At 68.5% G+C, this 16,398-nt stretch carries 16 protein-coding genes and 1 riboswitch; of the genes, 11 read left to right on the top strand and 5 right to left on the bottom strand.

The window, feature by feature from the left end; translation table 11 throughout:
• Positions 1 to 35: 35 nt before the first annotated feature.
• Entirely contained in the window at positions 36 to 677 is a 642-nt protein-coding gene (locus tag AC1RSK_RS08025) for a TetR/AcrR family transcriptional regulator (RefSeq protein WP_492906971.1), read from the bottom strand.
• Positions 678 to 812: 135 nt separating this feature from the next.
• On the opposite strand from AC1RSK_RS08025, the gene AC1RSK_RS08020 reads away from it, so the two are divergent.
• The 7 genes from AC1RSK_RS08020 (at position 813) to yihA (ending at position 6,757) form a co-directional block, all read left to right on the top strand.
• A complete protein-coding gene (locus AC1RSK_RS08020) occupies positions 813 to 1,439 on the top strand; it encodes a TetR/AcrR family transcriptional regulator (RefSeq protein ID WP_492906970.1) in 627 nt (208 codons plus the stop codon).
• Positions 1,440 to 1,452: 13 nt separating this feature from the next.
• Positions 1,453 to 2,499 (top strand): alpha/beta hydrolase, encoded by a 1,047-nt coding sequence (locus AC1RSK_RS08015; protein WP_492906969.1) that lies wholly within the window; start codon positions 1,453 to 1,455, stop codon positions 2,497 to 2,499.
• Positions 2,500 to 2,544: 45 nt separating this feature from the next.
• Positions 2,545 to 3,525 carry an NADPH:quinone oxidoreductase family protein gene (locus AC1RSK_RS08010; RefSeq protein ID WP_492906968.1) on the top strand — a complete coding sequence of 327 codons (981 nt, stop codon included), beginning with the start codon at positions 2,545 to 2,547 and terminating at the stop codon, positions 3,523 to 3,525.
• Between the two features lie 156 nt (positions 3,526 to 3,681).
• The gene (gene rpmH, locus AC1RSK_RS08005; protein ID WP_271067590.1) at positions 3,682 to 3,816 is read left to right on the top strand and encodes a 50S ribosomal protein L34; all 135 of its coding nucleotides are present in this window, start codon (positions 3,682 to 3,684) and stop codon (positions 3,814 to 3,816) included.
• A gap of 62 nt (positions 3,817 to 3,878) precedes the next feature.
• Positions 3,879 to 4,262 (top strand): ribonuclease P protein component, encoded by a 384-nt coding sequence (gene rnpA, locus AC1RSK_RS08000; RefSeq protein WP_492907136.1) that lies wholly within the window; start codon positions 3,879 to 3,881, stop codon positions 4,260 to 4,262.
• Between the two features lie 9 nt (positions 4,263 to 4,271).
• Complete coding sequence (gene yidC / locus AC1RSK_RS07995) at positions 4,272 to 6,113, top strand: membrane protein insertase YidC (protein WP_492906967.1); 1,842 nt, start codon at positions 4,272 to 4,274, stop codon at positions 6,111 to 6,113.
• A complete protein-coding gene (gene yihA, locus AC1RSK_RS07990) occupies positions 6,113 to 6,757 on the top strand; it encodes a ribosome biogenesis GTP-binding protein YihA/YsxC (protein ID WP_492906966.1) in 645 nt (214 codons plus the stop codon). The genes yidC and yihA overlap by 1 nt, the downstream gene beginning before the upstream one ends.
• Positions 6,758 to 6,922: 165 nt before the next feature.
• On the opposite strand, the gene AC1RSK_RS07985 is transcribed toward yihA, so the two are convergent.
• Positions 6,923 to 8,194, bottom strand: coding sequence for a Xaa-Pro dipeptidase (locus tag AC1RSK_RS07985; protein WP_492906965.1), 1,272 nt, complete (start codon positions 8,192 to 8,194; stop codon positions 6,923 to 6,925).
• A 246-nt stretch (positions 8,195 to 8,440) separates the two neighbouring features.
• Here AC1RSK_RS07985 and AC1RSK_RS07980 point away from each other — a divergent pair, with 246 nt between their 5' ends.
• Positions 8,441 to 9,202 carry an alpha/beta fold hydrolase gene (locus AC1RSK_RS07980; RefSeq protein WP_492906964.1) on the top strand — a complete coding sequence of 254 codons (762 nt, stop codon included), beginning with the start codon at positions 8,441 to 8,443 and terminating at the stop codon, positions 9,200 to 9,202.
• Between the two features lie 33 nt (positions 9,203 to 9,235).
• Here the strand turns inward: AC1RSK_RS07980 and AC1RSK_RS07975 are convergent, their stop codons facing one another.
• Positions 9,236 to 10,681, bottom strand: a complete 1,446-nt coding sequence (locus tag AC1RSK_RS07975) for an AMP nucleosidase (protein ID WP_492906963.1) — start codon at positions 10,679 to 10,681, stop codon at positions 9,236 to 9,238.
• 172 nt (positions 10,682 to 10,853) lie between these two features.
• Here AC1RSK_RS07975 and htpX point away from each other — a divergent pair, with 172 nt between their 5' ends.
• Positions 10,854 to 11,795: a zinc metalloprotease HtpX gene (gene htpX / locus AC1RSK_RS07970; RefSeq protein ID WP_492906962.1), complete on the top strand. Its 942-nt coding sequence runs from the start codon at positions 10,854 to 10,856 to the stop codon at positions 11,793 to 11,795.
• 25 nt (positions 11,796 to 11,820) lie between these two features.
• A riboswitch (yybP-ykoY riboswitch) is annotated at positions 11,821 to 12,004 on the top strand.
• 6 nt (positions 12,005 to 12,010) lie between these two features.
• Positions 12,011 to 12,574: a TMEM165/GDT1 family protein gene (locus tag AC1RSK_RS07965; RefSeq protein WP_492906961.1), complete on the top strand. Its 564-nt coding sequence runs from the start codon at positions 12,011 to 12,013 to the stop codon at positions 12,572 to 12,574.
• A 288-nt stretch (positions 12,575 to 12,862) separates the two neighbouring features.
• Here the strand turns inward: AC1RSK_RS07965 and AC1RSK_RS07960 are convergent, their stop codons facing one another.
• Both AC1RSK_RS07960 and AC1RSK_RS07955 read right to left on the bottom strand, forming a co-directional pair.
• Positions 12,863 to 13,927: an OmpA family protein gene (locus AC1RSK_RS07960; RefSeq protein ID WP_492906960.1), complete on the bottom strand. Its 1,065-nt coding sequence runs from the start codon at positions 13,925 to 13,927 to the stop codon at positions 12,863 to 12,865.
• Between the two features lie 164 nt (positions 13,928 to 14,091).
• Positions 14,092 to 15,867, bottom strand: a complete 1,776-nt coding sequence (locus AC1RSK_RS07955; RefSeq protein ID WP_492906959.1) for a cation:proton antiporter domain-containing protein — start codon at positions 15,865 to 15,867, stop codon at positions 14,092 to 14,094.
• Positions 15,868 to 15,950: 83 nt separating this feature from the next.
• On the opposite strand from AC1RSK_RS07955, the gene AC1RSK_RS07950 reads away from it, so the two are divergent.
• On the top strand, positions 15,951 to 16,364 hold the full coding sequence (locus AC1RSK_RS07950) for a DUF2946 family protein (RefSeq protein WP_492906958.1): 414 nt from the start codon (positions 15,951 to 15,953) through the stop codon (positions 16,362 to 16,364).
• The last annotated feature ends 34 nt before the right edge of the window (positions 16,365 to 16,398 follow it).

Here is a 16,398-nt window from a genome sequence, read left to right as displayed (position 1 = left end):
ACATTGAATTCGAAGAATTCAATGTGTCCCCTCTTCTAACCTTCCGGCCCAAACGCCCGCAGGAACGCGTCGATGTGGAACCGCACATACTCGCGGTAGGCCTCCGGGCCGGCCATCGGCACGCCGAAGCCGCCGCGCACCAGGGCGATCTGCATGAAGGGGGCGAAGAACAGCCGCACCAGCATGGTCGGGTCCTCGACGGGCCGCAGCTCACCGGCCTGGATGGCGCGCAGGAAGGCCTGGGCGACGCGCATGACGCTGACGGTCAGCACGTTCTCGCGGATCAGGGCCGCGACGTCGGGGCGGCTCTGGGCCTCGTCCATGGCCAGGGCCATGTAGCCCCGCGAAAGGCCATTCTCCTGGATGGCCAGGGTGCCCTCGGCGAAGATCTCCAACAGGCCGCGGATGGGCCCCTGGTAGGCGTCGATGCGGGCGACCAGGGCCTGGGTCGGAACGACCAGGTCCTCCTCCAGCATGGCGCGGATCAGCTTGTCCTTGCCCGGAAAGTAGCGATAGACCGCCGGCTTGGTGACGCCGACGGCGGCGGCCACCTCGTCCATGCGGCAGCCGAATCCCTTCTCGGAGACAAGTTTTCGCGCGGCGTCGAGAATCTGGCGGCGGCGCAGGTCGGCGCGCGTGCCTTGTCGCCCTTCGCTGCCGTCGGCGGCGATCGTCATGTTTCACGGCCCCAGTCCGACGTTACGCGTCGGTATGAAGCGCAGACTACCTCCGGTTCGCGCTCAGCGGGAGTCGCCATTCCACCGTTGGATTCCTTTTCTCCAATGGGCCAAGGCCTGCTAGCTTTGGACGCAATGAGTCAGATCACTGTCCTTTCCACCGGCAAGCGCGAACAGACCAAACAGGCCAACCGCCAGGCGATCCTCGACGCGGCCCGCGCGGTGTTCTCCGAGATGGGCTATGAGGCGGCGACGGTGCGCGACATCATCCGCCGCACGGACCTCTCGGTCGGGGCCTTCTACAACTACTTCCGCTCCCGCGAGGAGGTGTTCGAGGCCCTGGCCGACGATGGCGCCCGGCGCTTCCGGCCGATCCTGCGGGCCTGCTGGGAACAGGCGGACGACTTCGAAGGCTACCTGCGCGCCGCCATCCAGGCCTATTACGACTTCGTGGTCGACCAGCATCAGAACTGGGAGGCCAGCCGGCCGGCCGGCGAGCGCCACCCCCACATCACCATCGAGACCCCGGAAATGGAGCGGGTGTTCGAGGAGGTGCGCGACGCCTTCGGCGTGGCCATCGAGCGGGGCGGAGCGCCTCGGGTCGACGCCGACTACCTGGCCGCCGCCTGTATCGCCATCGCCCGGGAGGTCGGCGACCGGATGATGGCCCGCCGGCCGATCGACACGGTGGCGGCCTGCGACTTCGCGGTGAAGCTGATCCTCGGCGGCATCCCGGCCCTGCCGCGCCTGCGCGAACCGTAAGGAAAGAGAGACGATGGCCGATCAGGGCGTCCAGCGAGCCATCCTGAAGGTGCTGCTGTCGCTGCCGCCGCCGATCCTGCGGCTGCTGTCGGGGGGATCGGCGGTCTACCAGGGCGGGCGGACGCTGGACCCCCGGTTCCAGTTCCTGGCCGCGGGCGCGCGCAGCATGCCGGCCATGTCGTCGCTGAGCGCCCAGGAGGCCCGCGTCGGCAGCGCCCAGGGCCTGGCCATGATGGCCGGCAAGCCCGAGCCGGACGTGCGGATCGAGAGCCTGACCGTTCCCGGGGCCGAGGGCGACATCCCGGCCCGGGCCTATCGGCCGAGCGACCAGGACGCCGAGGCGCCGTTGCTGGTCTTCGCCCACTTCGGCGGCGGGGTGATCGGCGACCTCGACACCTGCCAGGCCTTCTGCAGCATCCTCGCCAAGCATGCGCGCTGCGCCGTGCTGTCGATCGACTACCGGCTGGCGCCCGAGCACCGGTTCCCGGCCGGTCTGGAGGACATGCTGGCCGCCTGGCGCTGGGCGCGGGAGAATACCGCCCGGTTCGGCGCGCCGGACGGCCGGCTGGCGATCGGCGGCGATTCCATGGGCGGCAACTTCGCCGCCATCCTGGCCCAGGAGATGAAGACGGCTGGCGAGCCGCAGCCGGTGCTGCAGCTGCTGGTCTATCCGGCCGTCGATGTGGCGTCGGAGACCCAGTCGATGACCACCTACGCCGACGCCTATCCGCTGTCGCGCGACACCATGACCTGGTTCATGGGCCACTACATAGGCCCCGACGACGACCCGGCCGACCCGCGCCTGTCGCCGATCCGGACCCAGGATCTGAGCGGCCTGGCCCCGGCCATCGTGGTGACGGCGGGCTTCGATCCGCTGGTCGACCAGGGCGAGGCCTATGCCCGGCTCCTGAAGGCGGCGGGCGTGCCGGTGCTGTACCGATGCTACGACGCCCTGGCCCACGGCTTCACCGCCTTCACCGGCGCCATCCCGGCGGCCGACGTGGCCTGCCGCGAGATCGCCGGGCTGGTGCGGCAGGGGTTCGAGGGGAAGCTCTGCTAGCAGCGGGGTAGACTTCCCTGACGTCGCCGTCCGATCCTTGAGCCCATGCGCGCCCTGATCGTCGACCGTCTCGCCCCCGACTACGCCGGTGTCTCCCTGCGGGACATTCCCGTGTCGACGCCCGGGCCTGGCGAGGTGCTGGTCAAGGTGCGGGCGGCGGGGGTCAATTTTCCCGACCTGTTGATGACGCGGGGCGAGTACCAGCTGAAACCGCCGCTGCCGTTCGGGCTTGGCATGGAGCTCAGTGGCGAGGTCGAGGCGCTGGGCGCCGGCGTCGAGGGCCTGAGCGTCGGCGACGCCGTGGTCGGCGGGGCCAAGCTGGGCGGGTTCGCCGAGTATGCCCTGCTGCCGGCGGCGGCAGTGCGGGCCAAGCCGGCGGCGCTGTCGTTCGCCCAGGCGGCCGGCTATGGCGCCGCCTATCTGACGGCCTATGTCGCCTTCGTGCGGCGGGCCAATCTGCAGCCGGGCGAATGGGTGCTGGTGCATGGCGCGGCCGGCGGGGTGGGGCTGGCGGCGGTGGACCTGGCCAAGGCCATGGGGGCCAAGGTGATCGCCACCTCGGCCTCGGACGACAAGCTGGCGGTGGTGGCGCGGGAATATGCGCCGGACGCGGTGCTCAACGTCACGCGCGGCTTCCGCGAACGGGTGAAGGAGATCACAGGCGGCGGGGCGGACGTCATCTACGACCCGGTCGGCGGCGACGTGTTCGACGAGAGCGTGCGCTGCATCGCCTTCGACGGCCGGCTGCTGGTCATCGGCTTCACTTCCGGGCGGATTCCGGAGGTGTCGGTCAACATGCCGCTGATCAAGGGCTTCTCGGTCGTCGGTGTGCGGGCCGGCGAATACGGCCGTCAGTTCCCCGAGCGCGGCCGGGAGAATCAGGCGGCGATCTGGAAGCTGGCCGAGGAGGGAAGGGTGAAGCCCCGGGTGCACGCCGAGGTTCCGCTCGGCGACTGGCGCGAGGCCTTCGAGCTGCTGGCAGGGCGCAAGGTCATTGGCAAGGCCGTCATCAGGCCGGACCTGTAAGAGAAGAGGGGACACATTGAATTTCGCCCTGGCGAAATTCAATGTGTCCCCAATAGCCCAACGGTTGACTCCGCACACCTCATCCCGTATCCACCCCCGCTCAATCGCGACGGGCCTTCCCGGCGCGCATAGCTTGTTATTTCTCGGAGCAGACCTGTGAAGCGCACCTTTCAGCCTTCGCGTCTTGTGCGCGCTCGCCGTCACGGCTACCGCGCTCGCATGGCCACCAAGAACGGTCAGAAGATCGTTGCGCGCCGCCGCGCCAAGGGCCGCAAGAAGCTGACGGCCTAAGAGCCGTCATCCTTTTCGCATCGGGGGGCCAACCCCTGCCCGAGCTTTTGAACATCGAACGCATGACGAGGCGGCCCCAGTTTCTGGCGGCCGCCAAAGGCGCTTATCGCGCCCATGGCGCCGTGGTCGTGCAAGTGCGCCACCGCCAGGACGATGACCCGATCGTCCGCATCGGCTTTACCGCAACCAAGAAGATCGGCGGGGCCGTGGTTCGCAACCGCGCCAAAAGACGCCTGCGCGAAGCGGCGAGAGCGCTGCTGCCCTCTTTCGGACGGCCCGGATGTGACTATGTCTTTGTCGCCCGCGACGGAACGCCCGTCCGCGATTGGGGGCGTTTGCTTGACGATGTGAAAAGCGCGCTGATAAGGCTCGCCGCCGACTTACCCGCCGCGCCCCCCTCCGTCTCTGGGGATGGCGCGCCTCCCTCTCCTTCAGCGTTGGTCTGAACCCGCTCCATGCAAAAAGAATCCCGCAACACGATCGCCTTCTTCGTCATCGCGATCATCATGCTGTTCGGCTACCAGATGTTCATCCTGGAGCCGCAGGCCAAGGCCAAGCGGGCCGAGCTGAAGGCCAAGGCGGCCGTCGAGAAGTCGGTGACGCCGGCTGGCAAGGCGGCCGTGCCGACGGCCCGGGCGGGGAACCTCTCCAGGGCCGCCGCCATCGCCGAGTCGCCGCGCGTGCCGGTGCGCACCCTGGGCCATGACGGCAAGCCGGTGCTGGCCGGCTCGATCAGCCTGACCGGCGGCCGTTTCGACGACCTGGCCCTGCAGCAGTATGGCCAGACGGTCGAGAAGACCTCGCCGCGCGTCGATCTGTTGCGCCCCGAAGGGACCGCCAACGCCTTCTTCGCCGAGTTCGGCTGGCTGGCTGGCAATGTGGCCGGCCTGCCCGACGACAAGACCGTCTGGACCGTCAAGTCGGGCCAGACCCTGACCGAGAAGACCCCGGTCGTGCTGACCTACACCTCGCCGCAGGGCCTGGTGTTCGATCGCACCATCGCCGTCGACGACCACTACCTGTTCACCGTCACCGACACGGTGACCAACACCGGCGCCGCGGCCATCGCCCTGCAGCCCTACTCGGCCGTGCGCCGGGCCGGCCTGCCGCCTGAGGCGGGCAAGGGCCAGAACGTCCACGAGGGCGCCGTCGGCTGGCTGGACAAGGAGCTGCGGCTCAAGAAGTACGTCCCCTGGAAGAAGGACGCCGCCAAGGGCAAGGCCGAGCAGAAGTGGGCCGCCACCGGCGGCTGGCTTGGCATCACCGACAAATACTGGCTGACCGCCATCATCCCGAACCAGGCCGAGAAGATCGACGCCCGCTATCTGCAGGCCACCCAGGACGGCCGCGACTACTACATCACCGACGCGGTCGGAGCGGCCAAGACCATCGCCCCCGGCGCGACGGTCAGCGAGACCACCCATCTGTTCGCCGGCGCCAAGCGCGCCGAACTCCTCAAGACCTACCAGAAGCAGCTGGGCGTGCCCGAGCTGGACCGGGCCATCGACTGGGGCGTGCTGAGCTTCCTGACCCGGCCCTTCTTCATGGCTCTGGAGTTCTTCTACGGCTTCGTCGGCAACTTCGGCGTCGCCATCCTGCTGGTCACCCTGTGCGTGCGCGTCATCCTCTTCCCGCTGGCCAACAAATCCTACGAGTCGATGAGCCGGATGAAGAAGCTCACCGAGCCGATGAACGCGCTGAAGGAAAAGTACAAGGACGACCCGGCCAAGCTGCAAGCCGAGACCATGGCCCTCTACCAGCGTGAGAAGGTCAATCCGGTCGCCGGCTGCCTGCCGCTGTTCCTGCAGATCCCGGTGTTCCTGGCCTTCTACAAGGTGCTGTCGGTGACCATCGAGATGCGCCACGCGCCGTTCGTCGGCTTCGTGAAGGACCTGTCGGCGCGCGATCCGACCAACATCTGGAACCTGTTTGGCCTGCTGCCCTACGATCCGGGCATGCTGCCGCTGGTCGGCGGCCTGCTGACCACCCATCCGTCGGCGGTCGGCTTCGGAGCCGGCGCCCTGGGCCTGGGCATCTGCGTGCTGATCTACGGCTTCACCATGTGGCTGACCACGGCGATGAACCCGCCGGCCCCGGACCCGATGCAGCAGCGCATCTTCCAGCTGATGCCGATCCTGTTCACCTTCATCATGGCCCCCTTCGCGGTCGGCCTGATCATCTACTGGACGTTCTCGAACTGCCTCTCGATCCTGCAGCAGTACATCATCATGCACCGGCTGAAGGTCGATAACCCGATCGACGACTTCCTCAAGCGATTCAGCGCCAAGGCCGCCTGATGACCGACACCCCCCTGTTCACGGACGAGCAGCTGGAGGAGGCGCGCGTCCTCTTCGCCGGCCAGGCCACGTTCATGATGGGGGCGGTGAAGATGGACGGACTGCCGCCGCCGGACATGCCGGAGGTCTGTTTCGCCGGCCGCTCGAACGTCGGCAAGTCGAGCCTGATCAACGGCCTGGTCGGCCACAAGAAGCTGGCCAGGGCTTCCAACGAGCCGGGCCGGACGCGGGAGATCAACTTCTTCGTCCTGGCCGACAGGATCCGGCTGGTCGACCTGCCGGGCTATGGTTTCGCCCGGGTGTCGCGCTCGGCGGCCAACAAGTTCCAGGACCTGGGGCGGGCCTATCTGCGCGGCCGGCCGAACCTGAAGCGGGTCTATCTGCTGATCGACGCCCGGCACGGGCTGAAGGAGGTCGACAAGGAGGCGCTCGACGCGCTCGACCTGTCGGCGGTCAGCTACCAGATCGTCCTGACCAAGGCCGACAAGATCAAGCCGGCCGAGGCGGCGGCCCTGGTCGTCAAGACCCAGGCCCAGATCGCCAAGCGCCCGGCCGCCTTCCCGCGGGTGATCGCCACCTCGTCCGAGAAGGGCGACGGGCTGCCGGAACTGCGGGCCGAGATCAAAGCGGTGTGCGAGGCCTAGAGGCCCCAGTTGCTCCCCCTACGGGGGAGCTGGCACCGGCGTAGCCGCTGACTGAGGGGGTCCGCTCACCAAGTCAGCGGGTAACCTGTCGAAGCTGAACCGCCGGTGGGAACCCCCTCCACCACGCGCTGCGCGCGCGGTCCCCCTCCCCCGAAGGGGGAGGAACTAAGGCCCCTTCACCACCTCGCCGCCCTTCATCACGAACTTCACGCTTTCCAGCACCCGCACATTGGCCAGCGGGTCGCCTTCGACGGCGATCAGGTCGCCCCAGGCGCCGGCTTTGATCTCGCCGACCTCGCCGGTCTGGCCGAGCGCCTCGGCGGCAGTGACGGTGGCGCTCTGGATGGCCAGCAAGGACGTGGCGCAATAGCGGACCATGATGGCGAACTGCTTGGCGTTGTCGCCGTGCGGATAGATGCCGGCGTCGGTCGAGTAGATCTGCTTCACTCCGGCCTTTACCGCCTTGCAGAAGTTCTGCCGCTGGGCCTCGGCGATGTCGCGGTCCTTCTTCAGCTCGCTCTCGCGCACCCCGTTCTTGGGGCCCTCGGCCTGGGTGTATTCGGTGTTGTAGATGTCCATGCCGAAGTAGGCGCCGTGCTTGAGGGCCAGCTTGATGCCCTCGTCGTCGACCAGGGAGGCATGCTCGATGGTGTCGACGTCGCCTTCGATGGCGGCGCGGATGCCCTCGGGCCCATGGGCGTGGGCGGCGACCTTCATCTCGGCCATGTGGGCCTCGGAGGTGACGGCCTTGATCTCCTCGAGGGTCATCTGCTGGACCCCGACCGCGTCGTTGGAGAAGACCCCGCCGGTAGCGCAGATCTTGATCGCCTTGGCGCCGTACTTCTTCAGCTTACGGACCATCTTGCGGGCCTCATCCGGCCCGTCGGCGACGCCGGGGGCGGTGACGTTCGCCGAGGGGGGCAGATAGGTGGAATCGCAGTGGCCGCCGGTGGCGCTCATCGCATAGGCGGCCGGCACGATGCGCGGGCCGACGGCGAAGCCCGCCTCGATGGCCTCCTTGACGGCGACGTCGTTGTAGCGGTCGGCGCCGACGTTGCGCACGGTGGTGAAGCCGGCCGCCAGGGTCGCCTCGGCGTTCTTCACGGCGACCACGGTCCAGAAGGCGTCGGTGAAGGCCAGGCCGCCGTAGCCGCCGTAGAGGGGCGAGGAATCGAGGTGGACGTGCATGTCGATCAGGCCGGGCAGCAGGGTCAGGCCGGGCAGGTCGACCTTCTTGGCGTCGGCCGGCACGGTCATGCTGGCCTGGCTGCCGACGGCGGTGATCTTGCCGTCGGTGATCACCACCATGGGCTTGTCGATGTACTTGCCGGTGCGCACGTCGAGCATCCGCTCGGCGGTGACCGCCACGGTGGCGGCGCTGGCCGCGCCGGCCAGAAGGCTGAAGGCGACGCCTGCGGTCAGGGCCAACTTTAGCATGGTGTGAAGCTCCCCAGAATTCAGTGATGGGACGCTAGGGGCATTTGGCGACGAAGGAAACGTCTTCACGATCCTTCTCCCGCTTGTCGGGAGAAGGTGGCGGCGTAGCCGCCGGATGAGGGCAGCGCCGGCTGATGAAGGTTTGCGAGGTGCGGTCGGCTGACGGCGGCGCTGCCCTCATCCGACCCCCTTCGGGGGCCACCTTCTCCCGACAAGCGGGAGAAGGGATTGCGCAGGCGGCCGTTCATGCGCCACGCTTCGGCCATGACCGAGCATTTTGACAGTTTCGACGGACAGCCCATCGCCTTCCAGCGCGCCGGCGCCGGACGGCCGGTGTTGCTGCTGCATGGCTTCATCGCCACCGCCCGCCTCAACTGGTTCGAGCCGGGAATCGCGGCGGCGGTGGCCGAGGCCGGCTTCGAGGTCATCGCCCCGGACCTGCGCGGACATGGCGAGTCGGCGGCGCCGGAGGAAGCCTCGGCCTGGCCGGGCGATGTGCTGGCGCGGGACCAGGCGGCGCTGGTCGCCCATCTGGGCCTGACCGACTACGACCTGGTCGGCTACAGCCTCGGGGCCCGGACGGCGGTGCGTTTCATGGTCGGCGGCGCGCGGCCGCGGCGCTGCGTGCTCGGCGGCATGGGCGACAGCGGCGTCATGCAGGCGGGTGCAAGGGCGGCGATGTTCGAGGACAGCATCCGCAACGGCGAGAACGCACGCGACCCCCGGGCCGGCAAATACATCCAGGCGCGGATCCGGGCCGGCGGCTTCAATCCCCAGGCCCTGCTGGGCGTGCTCAGCAGCTTCACGGCGACCACGGCGCAGGAGCTCGCGGGGCTGGACGTGCCGACCCTGGTGGTTTGCGGCGAGGACGACGCCGACAACGGCTCGCCCGAGAGGCTGGCGGCGGCCATGCCCAACGCCAAGGCCATCCGCGTGCCCGGCGACCACCTGACGGCGGTGGCCGAGCCGCGACTGGCCACGGCCGTGGTGAACTTCCTGACGGCCTAAATCCTCCTTCGGCGCGAAGCGACGGGGAGGAATTTATCTGAACGGTGGCTCGTCGAAGGCGCGGAGCTTGCGGCTGTGCAGCCTCGGCCCCTCGGCGCGCAGCAGGTCCACCGTGGCGATGCCGATCTGCAGATGCTGGCCGATGGCGCGTTCGTAGAAGGCGTTGGCCTGGCCAGGCAGCTTGATCTCGCCGTGCAGCGGCTTGTCCGACACGCACAGCAGCGTCCCGTAGGGCACCCGGAAACGGAAGCCCTGGGCGGCGATGGTGGCGCTTTCCATGTCGATGCCGACGGCCCGGCTCTGGTTGAAGCGCAGGGCGCTGGAGGTGTAGCGCAGCTCCCAGTTCCGATCGTCCGTGGTCACCACCGTGCCGGTCCGCAGGCGGCGCTTCAGGGTCTCGCTGTTGTCGCCGCTGATCAGCTTGGCGGCGTCGTAGAGGGCGCGCTGCACCTCGGCGATGCTGGGGATGGGGATGTCCGGCGACAGCACCGCGTCCAGCACATGGTCCTCGCGCAGATAGGCGTGGGCCAGCACATAGTCGCCGATCCGCTGGCTGCCGCGCAGGCCGCCGCAGTGGCCGATCATCAGCCAGGCCTGAGGGCGAAGCACGGCCAGGTGGTCGGTGATGGTCTTGGCGTTGGACGGGCCGACGCCGATGTTGACCAGGGTGATGCCCTGACCGCCGGGCGCCATCAGGTGGTAGGCCGGCATCTGGTGGCGGCGCCAATTACCGTTGGCCACGGCCAGCTCGGGGTCGGGGGTGTCCTTGGTGACGTAGACGCCGCCCGAGCAGCTGAGGGCCTCGTACTGGCCGTCCTTCAGCTGTTCGCAGCCCCAGCGCACGAACTCGTCCACGTAGCGGTGGTAGTTGGTGAACAGGATGTACTGCTGGACATGCTCGGCCGGGGCGCCGGTGTAGTGCTTGAGGCGGGCCAGGGAGAAGTCGGTGCGCAGGCCGTCGAACAGGGCCAGCGGCCGGTCTTCGGCCATCAGGGGGTCCCACAGGCCGTCGGCCACCTCGTCGCCGATGTAGGCCAGTTCGGTGGCCGGGAAGAAGCGGGCGATCTCGCTGGCCTGGGCGTCGGCGAGCGACAGGTCGCCGCCGTCCAGAACGTAGGGGAAGGGGATTTCCTGGGTCGAGCGGCCGACGTCGACCTCGACGTCGAAGTCTTCCATCAGATGGGCCAGCTGTTCGACCAGATAGTCGTGGAACATGGCCGGGCGTGTGACGGTGGTGGCGTAGTGGCCGGGATCGGACAGCCGCGCATAGGCGCGGGTGATCACCGGATAGCCGCTCTCCCCCGACCAGCTGAGCCGCAGTTCGGGATAGGCGTAGGCGCCGGTTTCGCGAAGGCTGGGGTCCGGCCGCTTGCCCTCTTCGAGGAAGGCCTTGAGGTTTTCACGCAGGCAGGAGACGGATCGGTCGTATTCTTGTTCCAGTCGCTCGACGATGGCGACTGCTTCTTTTTGCTTTTTCATGGCGCCTTATAGCGGCGACTTGTGAAAAAGGGGAGACGGGCGGCCCAATTCCTTCAAACAACAATTGGGTCGGATCATTACATGAGCGGCTTTGGGGCGTCCCGGGCGCCGCGGCGCCCTGACAGGCGGCGGCCGGCTTGAACAACGCCGGGGCGCCAACCACATCATCGGCATGAACAACTCTCTGCGCACCTTCATGCTGCTGGCGGCGTTGACCGCCGTCTTCCTCGTCGTCGGCTATTTCATCGGCGGGACCACGGGCATGCTGATCGCCCTGGTGCTGGCCGGCGGCATGAACCTGTTCAGCTACTGGAACGCCGACAAGATCGTGCTGCGCATGTACGGCGCCGTCGAGGTCGACGAGAGCCACCCCGAGCCCCTGATCCGCACCTATGTGAGCGATGTGCTGGAGATGGCGCAGCGGGCCGGGCTGCCGAGGCCGAAGGTCTATGTCATCGAGGGCGACCAGCCGAACGCCTTCGCCACCGGGCGCAATCCGGAGAACGCGGCAGTGGCCGCCACCGTCGGGCTGCTGCGCATGCTCGACCGGCGCGAAATCCGCGGCGTCATGGCTCACGAACTGGCCCATGTGCGCCACCGCGACACCCTGACCATGACGGTGACGGCGACCATTGCCGGGGCGGTCTCGGCCCTGGCCAACATCGGCCTGTTCTTCGGCGGCGACCGCGACCGGCCGGCGGGGCTGATCGGGACCATCGCCCTGGCCATCCTGGCCCCGATCGCCGCGGCCCTGGTGCAGATGGCGATCTCCAGGGGCCGCGAGTACGAAGCTGACCGGGGCGGGGCGGAAATCAGCGGCGATCCGGACGCCCTGGCCAGCGCCCTGGCCAAGATCGACGGCTGGGCCCACCGCGAGCCGAACTGGACCGCCGAGCGCAATCCGGCCACGGCCCAGATGTTCATCATCAACCCGCTGTCGGGCGAGGGGGCGGACAATCTGTTCTCGACCCACCCCAGCACTCGCAACCGTGTCGAAGCGCTCCGCAAACTGGCGGTCCAGCACGGTGGCCGGGCGGCGCCGGTGGTCGAGGCGCCGCGCTCGACGGCCGTGCCGACGACGCGGGACGCCCGCAAGACCGGGCCCTGGGCTTGATCCCCAGGCGGACGGTCGCTATCTGACCTGCGTCACTGGGGAGTAGCCGCCCGCATATCCAGCGGGAGCGCCGTCAACAGACTTGGGGTCCGCCCCATGGCGGCGCTAGCCTGAAAAGGCCTGGCGAGACCTTTGGCTTTCGCGCCGGACCATGCGGGGTCTTCGGCGCGGCAAGCCAATGGTCCGTCTTGTCGGCCCCGCTCGGGATACCTTTGATGCAAGCGCTGCTCGTTTCCACCGGCCTGGTGGCCATCGCCGAGATCGGCGACAAGACCATGCTGCTCGCCATCCTGCTGGCGGCCCGGTTCCGCCGGCCGGTTCCCATCCTGCTGGGCATCCTGATCGCCACCCTGGTCAACCACGCCCTGGCGGCCTGGGTCGGCGAACTGGCGGCCGGCCTGCTGTCGGGGCCGTGGATGAGGTGGGTGCTGGGCCTGGCCTTTCTGGCCTTCGCGGTCTGGGCCTTAATTCCCGACAGGCTGGAGGAGGACGAGGCGCCGCCGGCCCTCAAGGCCGGCTCGATCTTCCTGACCACGGCGGTGGCCTTCTTCCTGGTCGAGATGGGCGACAAGACGCAGGTGGCGACGGTGGCGCTGGGCGCGCAGTTCCATAACGTCGCCCTGGTCGCCACCGGCACGACGCTCGGCATGATGATCGCCAATACCCCGGCCGTGCTGCTGGGTGAGGCGGCGGCGACGAGGATTCCGCTGAAGGTGATCCGCTGGGTCGCGGCGGCGGGTTTCGCCTGTGTCGGGGCGTGGGTGCTGATGGCGGGGTAACGGCGGCGGATCGGGCGCTGTCGCGCCTCCCTCCCCTTTATGGGGAGGGACAGCGAGGCGAAGCCTCGCAGGGTGGGGAACTCGGGTTCAAGCTGAGACGACGGGTGCTCTTGGCGTCTCAAGACAACAGGCTCTGGGTGCGCGGCATCCGACTTCCCCACCCGTCACGCTGCGCGTGACACCCTCCCCATAAAGGGGAGGGAGCGCGACGCCGGCGCATTCCCCATAGCAAAAGGGCCCGGAGTTTCCTCCGGGCCCTTCGCTTAAGCTTTGTCGCTCAGATCAGGATCAGAAGTTGATCGAGATCGTCGAGCGGCGGTTCAGGGGTTCCTTCACCCCGTCGCCGGTGGCGACGGCGGGTTCGGATTCACCCTTCCAGTCGACCGACAGCGCACCGCTGTTCACACCCAGACCGACGAGGGCGTCAGCGACGGCCTTCGAACGGCGTTGGGACAGGCCGACGTTGTACTTGGCCGAACCGGAGGTGTCGGCGTGACCGACGACCACGATACGGGTGGCGTTACCGGCCTGAGCGTACTGGGCGGCTTCCGAAACCACCGTCTGGGCTTCCGGCGTCAGGATCGATTGATCGAACGGGAAGTAGACGATGAATTCGCGCGCTTCGTACACCGGAGCCGGCGGCGGGGGCGGCGGTTCCGGAGGCGGCGGCGGGGGCGGCGGCGGCGGGGGCTCGACCGGCGGCGGCGGCGGCGGCGGGGCCGACGCGAAGCTGTACCGGATGCCAACCGTCACCGACTGGTCGGAGAAGTTGCCGCTCATCGCACCGGCGGTGCCGGCGTTGGTGAACTCGAAATCGTCGGTCTGGAAGTAGCGGTAGGTCAGGTCGACGTTGATGCGGTCGGTCGCCTTGGCGGTGACGCCGGCGATGGCCTGCCAGGCCCAGACGGCGTCGTCGTCATCGACGACGAAGCGCGGGGCGGCGGTGGTGTCGAACTGGGCGGCCGCGATACCGGCGCCGACGCCGACGAACGGGCTCAGGTCGCCGTCCGGAATCAGGTCGACGATGACGTTGCCCATCAGCGACCAGACTTCGAAGTCACCGCCGGTGGGGAAGTCGCCACCCGAACTTTCCGGAATTTCACCCGGGCGGTAGGCGCCTTCCAGTTCCACACGCCAGTGCGGCGACAGGCGGTAGCCCAGCCGGGCGGCGCCCATCCACTCGTCGTCCGGATCGACGCTCGGCGCCAGGCCGACGCCGACTTCGTAGTTCTCGTCGTCGGACCAGTGATAGCCGAGGTCGATAGCGCCGTACCAACCGGAGTCCTGCGCCGAAGCGCCGGACGCCACGAGCGTCGCGGCAAGAGCCGCACCCGCCAGAAGCTTCAATTTCATCGAAAGAGCCCTCTCTTGCCCACGATGCGACACGAGGTCGCTTCATTCCCAGTTATAGCAACGCCTTGCGCCGCGCAAAGTGCCCGCGAAGCCACACCGACGTTCATTTTTCCGCCACGGTCCCCTTTTGGGCGAATTAATCGGGTCGCGGTTGCAGTTTGTGCTTACCGCGCGTCCCGCATCCGCCGCCGTCCGCCTAAGGATTCCGGGCGGTTGAGCTCTTTTCGGAACTCGTCGCGCCGTTCGTGGATCGAGGCGATGACCAGACCCATCGGAATGCCAATCTCGACCAGTGCGGCCTCGGAAAGCTGCAAAGAAGCCTCGATCGTCTCCGGAACGGCGTCTGTGGCGCCCAATTCGTAGAGTCGCTTGGCGTGGCGGGCGTCGCGGGCCCGGGCGACGATGGTCAGGTCGGGGCGCATTTCCCGCACCGTGGCGACCACCGCCTCGGCCCCCTCGGGGCTGTCCATGGTGATGATCAGGGCGCGGGCGGCGTCCACGCCGCAGTGTTTGAGGAATTCCGCGCGCGAGGCGTCGCCGAAGAAGATTCGGGCCCCGGACCGCCGGCCGTTCTCGACCAAGCGTGGATCGCGGTCGATGCCGACCCAGGGAATGTCGTGCCGGCCGAGCATGTCGCCGACCAGCCTGCCGACCCGGCCGTAGCCGATGACCAGCACGCCTGATTCGACGGGGCCTTCGACGTCGGGGTCGACCGCCACCGACCCGGGGTTGGCCCCGGGCCGTCCGCCCAGCCGGGCCCCGAAACCGGCCAGGAAGGGGATGCAGATCATCGACAGGGTCGAGGCGACCAGGATGGTCTGGCCCGCGGTCTCGCCGACCACGCCAGCCCCCATGGCGCTGTCGAGGATGACGAAGGCGAACTCGCCGCCGGCCGCCAGCAGCAGGGCGGCCTCGAGCGCGGCCTTGGTCTTCAGGCCGAACAGCTTGCCGAGGCCAAAGACGACGGTCCCGGTCAGGGCCATCAGGCCGATGGCCATGCCGAGGATCGGCAGGGGATCGGCGACCAGCTTGGAGAGGTCCAGGCCAATGCCGATGGAGACGAAGAACAGGCCGAGCAACAGGCCCTTGAACGGCTCGATGGTCCGCTCGACCTCGTGCCGGTACTCGGTCTCGGCCAGCAGCAGGCCGGCGACGAAGGCGCCGAGCGCCATGGAAAGGCCGGTCAGCGCCGCCAGCAGGCCGGCGCCGATGACCACCAGCAGGCTGGCGGCCATGAACAGCTCCTCGCTCTTGGCCTTGGCCACCGAACGCAGCATCGGCCGCAGCAACACGCGGCCGATGATGAACAGGGCCAGCAGCCCGAGCACGGCGGGGGCGAAGGCCAGCAGGTCCTTGAGCGTGAAGGCGCTATCACCCTGGCGGCCGAGGACGGCCAGGGTGATCAGGATCGGGGCGACGGCCAGATCCTGGAACAGCAGGATGGCGAAGGTGGCGCGGCCGGCCTGGCTGTGCTGGCGCTTGCGCTCGGCCAGCAGCGGCATGACCACGGCGGTGGAGCTGAGCGCCAGGGCGGCGCCGATGGCGGCGGCGGCGATCGGCGGCTGGCCCAGCAGCATGGCCCCGCCGGCGATGGCGGCGCCGGACAGGGCGACCTGCAGCCCCCCCATGCCGAAGACATAGCGGCGCATCAGCCGCAGGCGCTCCCAGGACAGCTCCAGGCCGATCATGAAGAGCAGGAAGACGACGCCGAACTCGGCGAGTTGGGAAATATCCTTCGGGTTCTCGACGGTGACTGCCGACAGCCATGGAAAACGGTCGCTGAAGGCGCCCAGGCCGAACGGCCCCAGCACGATGCCCGCGCCGAGGAATCCGAGGATCGGGCTGATGTTCCAGCGTCGGAACAGCGGCACCACGATCCCGGCCGTGGCCAGAAACAACACAACGTCCTTGTATTCGCCCGGAGAAACTTCCGTCGCCATTCCACCTCCTTGTTCGTGTGCGCCCAGTATGACCGACGCGGCGGTTGTTGCGGAACCCCCCGAAGGCGAATAAGGCCCCGGGCATGTCGTTCCGCCGCCAAAAGCGACGCCTTTCCGGCCCCGGCGCCCAGCCCGCTGCTCTGGCGGCGATCCTGGCCGTGCTCGCCCTGCTGCTGCAGGCGCTGGTTCCCGGCATGGCCATGGCCCAGATGGGGCCCCAGACGGGAAGCGGGACGCGGACGATGGTGCTCTGCACCAGCGCCGGCGAGAAGACCGTCACCCTGCCGGACGACAGCGGCCCCAAGCCTATGGCGAGCCACAACTGCCATGACTGCGTGATGGCGGCGGCGACCGCCATGGTTCCGCCGGCGGCGGACAGCCTGCCGGTGCGCTACGCCGCCGTGGTGCGCCACGAGCGGGCGCTGAGCCGGGCCGCCGTCCAGCCCGCCCGGCCGCCGCCCAGACCGCCATCGCAAGGCCCCCCGACCGTCTCCTGACCTGAGCCCCGCCGCGCGCGGCTCCGCGCGCCCT

It is taken from the genome of Caulobacter sp. GW821-FHT11A05, assembly GCF_058809015.1.
Note: the sequence above shows the minus strand (reverse complement) of the source record. Positions and strands in the feature narration are given on the sequence as shown.

What these genes read in the sequence shown, in the direction of transcription:
- AC1RSK_RS08025 (WP_492906971.1), bottom strand. Translation starts at nt 677, where the DNA reads ATGACGATCGCCGCCGACGGCAGCGAAGGGCGACAAGGCACGCGCGCC.
- AC1RSK_RS08020 (WP_492906970.1), top strand. Translation starts at nt 813, where the DNA reads ATGAGTCAGATCACTGTCCTTTCCACCGGCAAGCGCGAACAGACCAAA.
- AC1RSK_RS08015 (WP_492906969.1), top strand. Translation starts at nt 1,453, where the DNA reads ATGGCCGATCAGGGCGTCCAGCGAGCCATCCTGAAGGTGCTGCTGTCG.
- AC1RSK_RS08010 (WP_492906968.1), top strand. Translation starts at nt 2,545, where the DNA reads ATGCGCGCCCTGATCGTCGACCGTCTCGCCCCCGACTACGCCGGTGTC.
- rnpA (WP_492907136.1), top strand. Translation starts at nt 3,879, where the DNA reads ATGACGAGGCGGCCCCAGTTTCTGGCGGCCGCCAAAGGCGCTTATCGC.
- yidC (WP_492906967.1), top strand. Translation starts at nt 4,272, where the DNA reads ATGCAAAAAGAATCCCGCAACACGATCGCCTTCTTCGTCATCGCGATC.
- yihA (WP_492906966.1), top strand. Translation starts at nt 6,113, where the DNA reads ATGACCGACACCCCCCTGTTCACGGACGAGCAGCTGGAGGAGGCGCGC.
- AC1RSK_RS07985 (WP_492906965.1), bottom strand. Translation starts at nt 8,194, where the DNA reads ATGCTAAAGTTGGCCCTGACCGCAGGCGTCGCCTTCAGCCTTCTGGCC.
- AC1RSK_RS07980 (WP_492906964.1), top strand. Translation starts at nt 8,441, where the DNA reads ATGCGCCACGCTTCGGCCATGACCGAGCATTTTGACAGTTTCGACGGA.
- AC1RSK_RS07975 (WP_492906963.1), bottom strand. Translation starts at nt 10,681, where the DNA reads ATGAAAAAGCAAAAAGAAGCAGTCGCCATCGTCGAGCGACTGGAACAA.
- htpX (WP_492906962.1), top strand. Translation starts at nt 10,854, where the DNA reads ATGAACAACTCTCTGCGCACCTTCATGCTGCTGGCGGCGTTGACCGCC.
- AC1RSK_RS07965 (WP_492906961.1), top strand. Translation starts at nt 12,011, where the DNA reads ATGCAAGCGCTGCTCGTTTCCACCGGCCTGGTGGCCATCGCCGAGATC.
- AC1RSK_RS07960 (WP_492906960.1), bottom strand. Translation starts at nt 13,927, where the DNA reads ATGAAATTGAAGCTTCTGGCGGGTGCGGCTCTTGCCGCGACGCTCGTG.
- AC1RSK_RS07955 (WP_492906959.1), bottom strand. Translation starts at nt 15,867, where the DNA reads ATGGCGACGGAAGTTTCTCCGGGCGAATACAAGGACGTTGTGTTGTTT.
- AC1RSK_RS07950 (WP_492906958.1), top strand. Translation starts at nt 15,951, where the DNA reads ATGTCGTTCCGCCGCCAAAAGCGACGCCTTTCCGGCCCCGGCGCCCAG.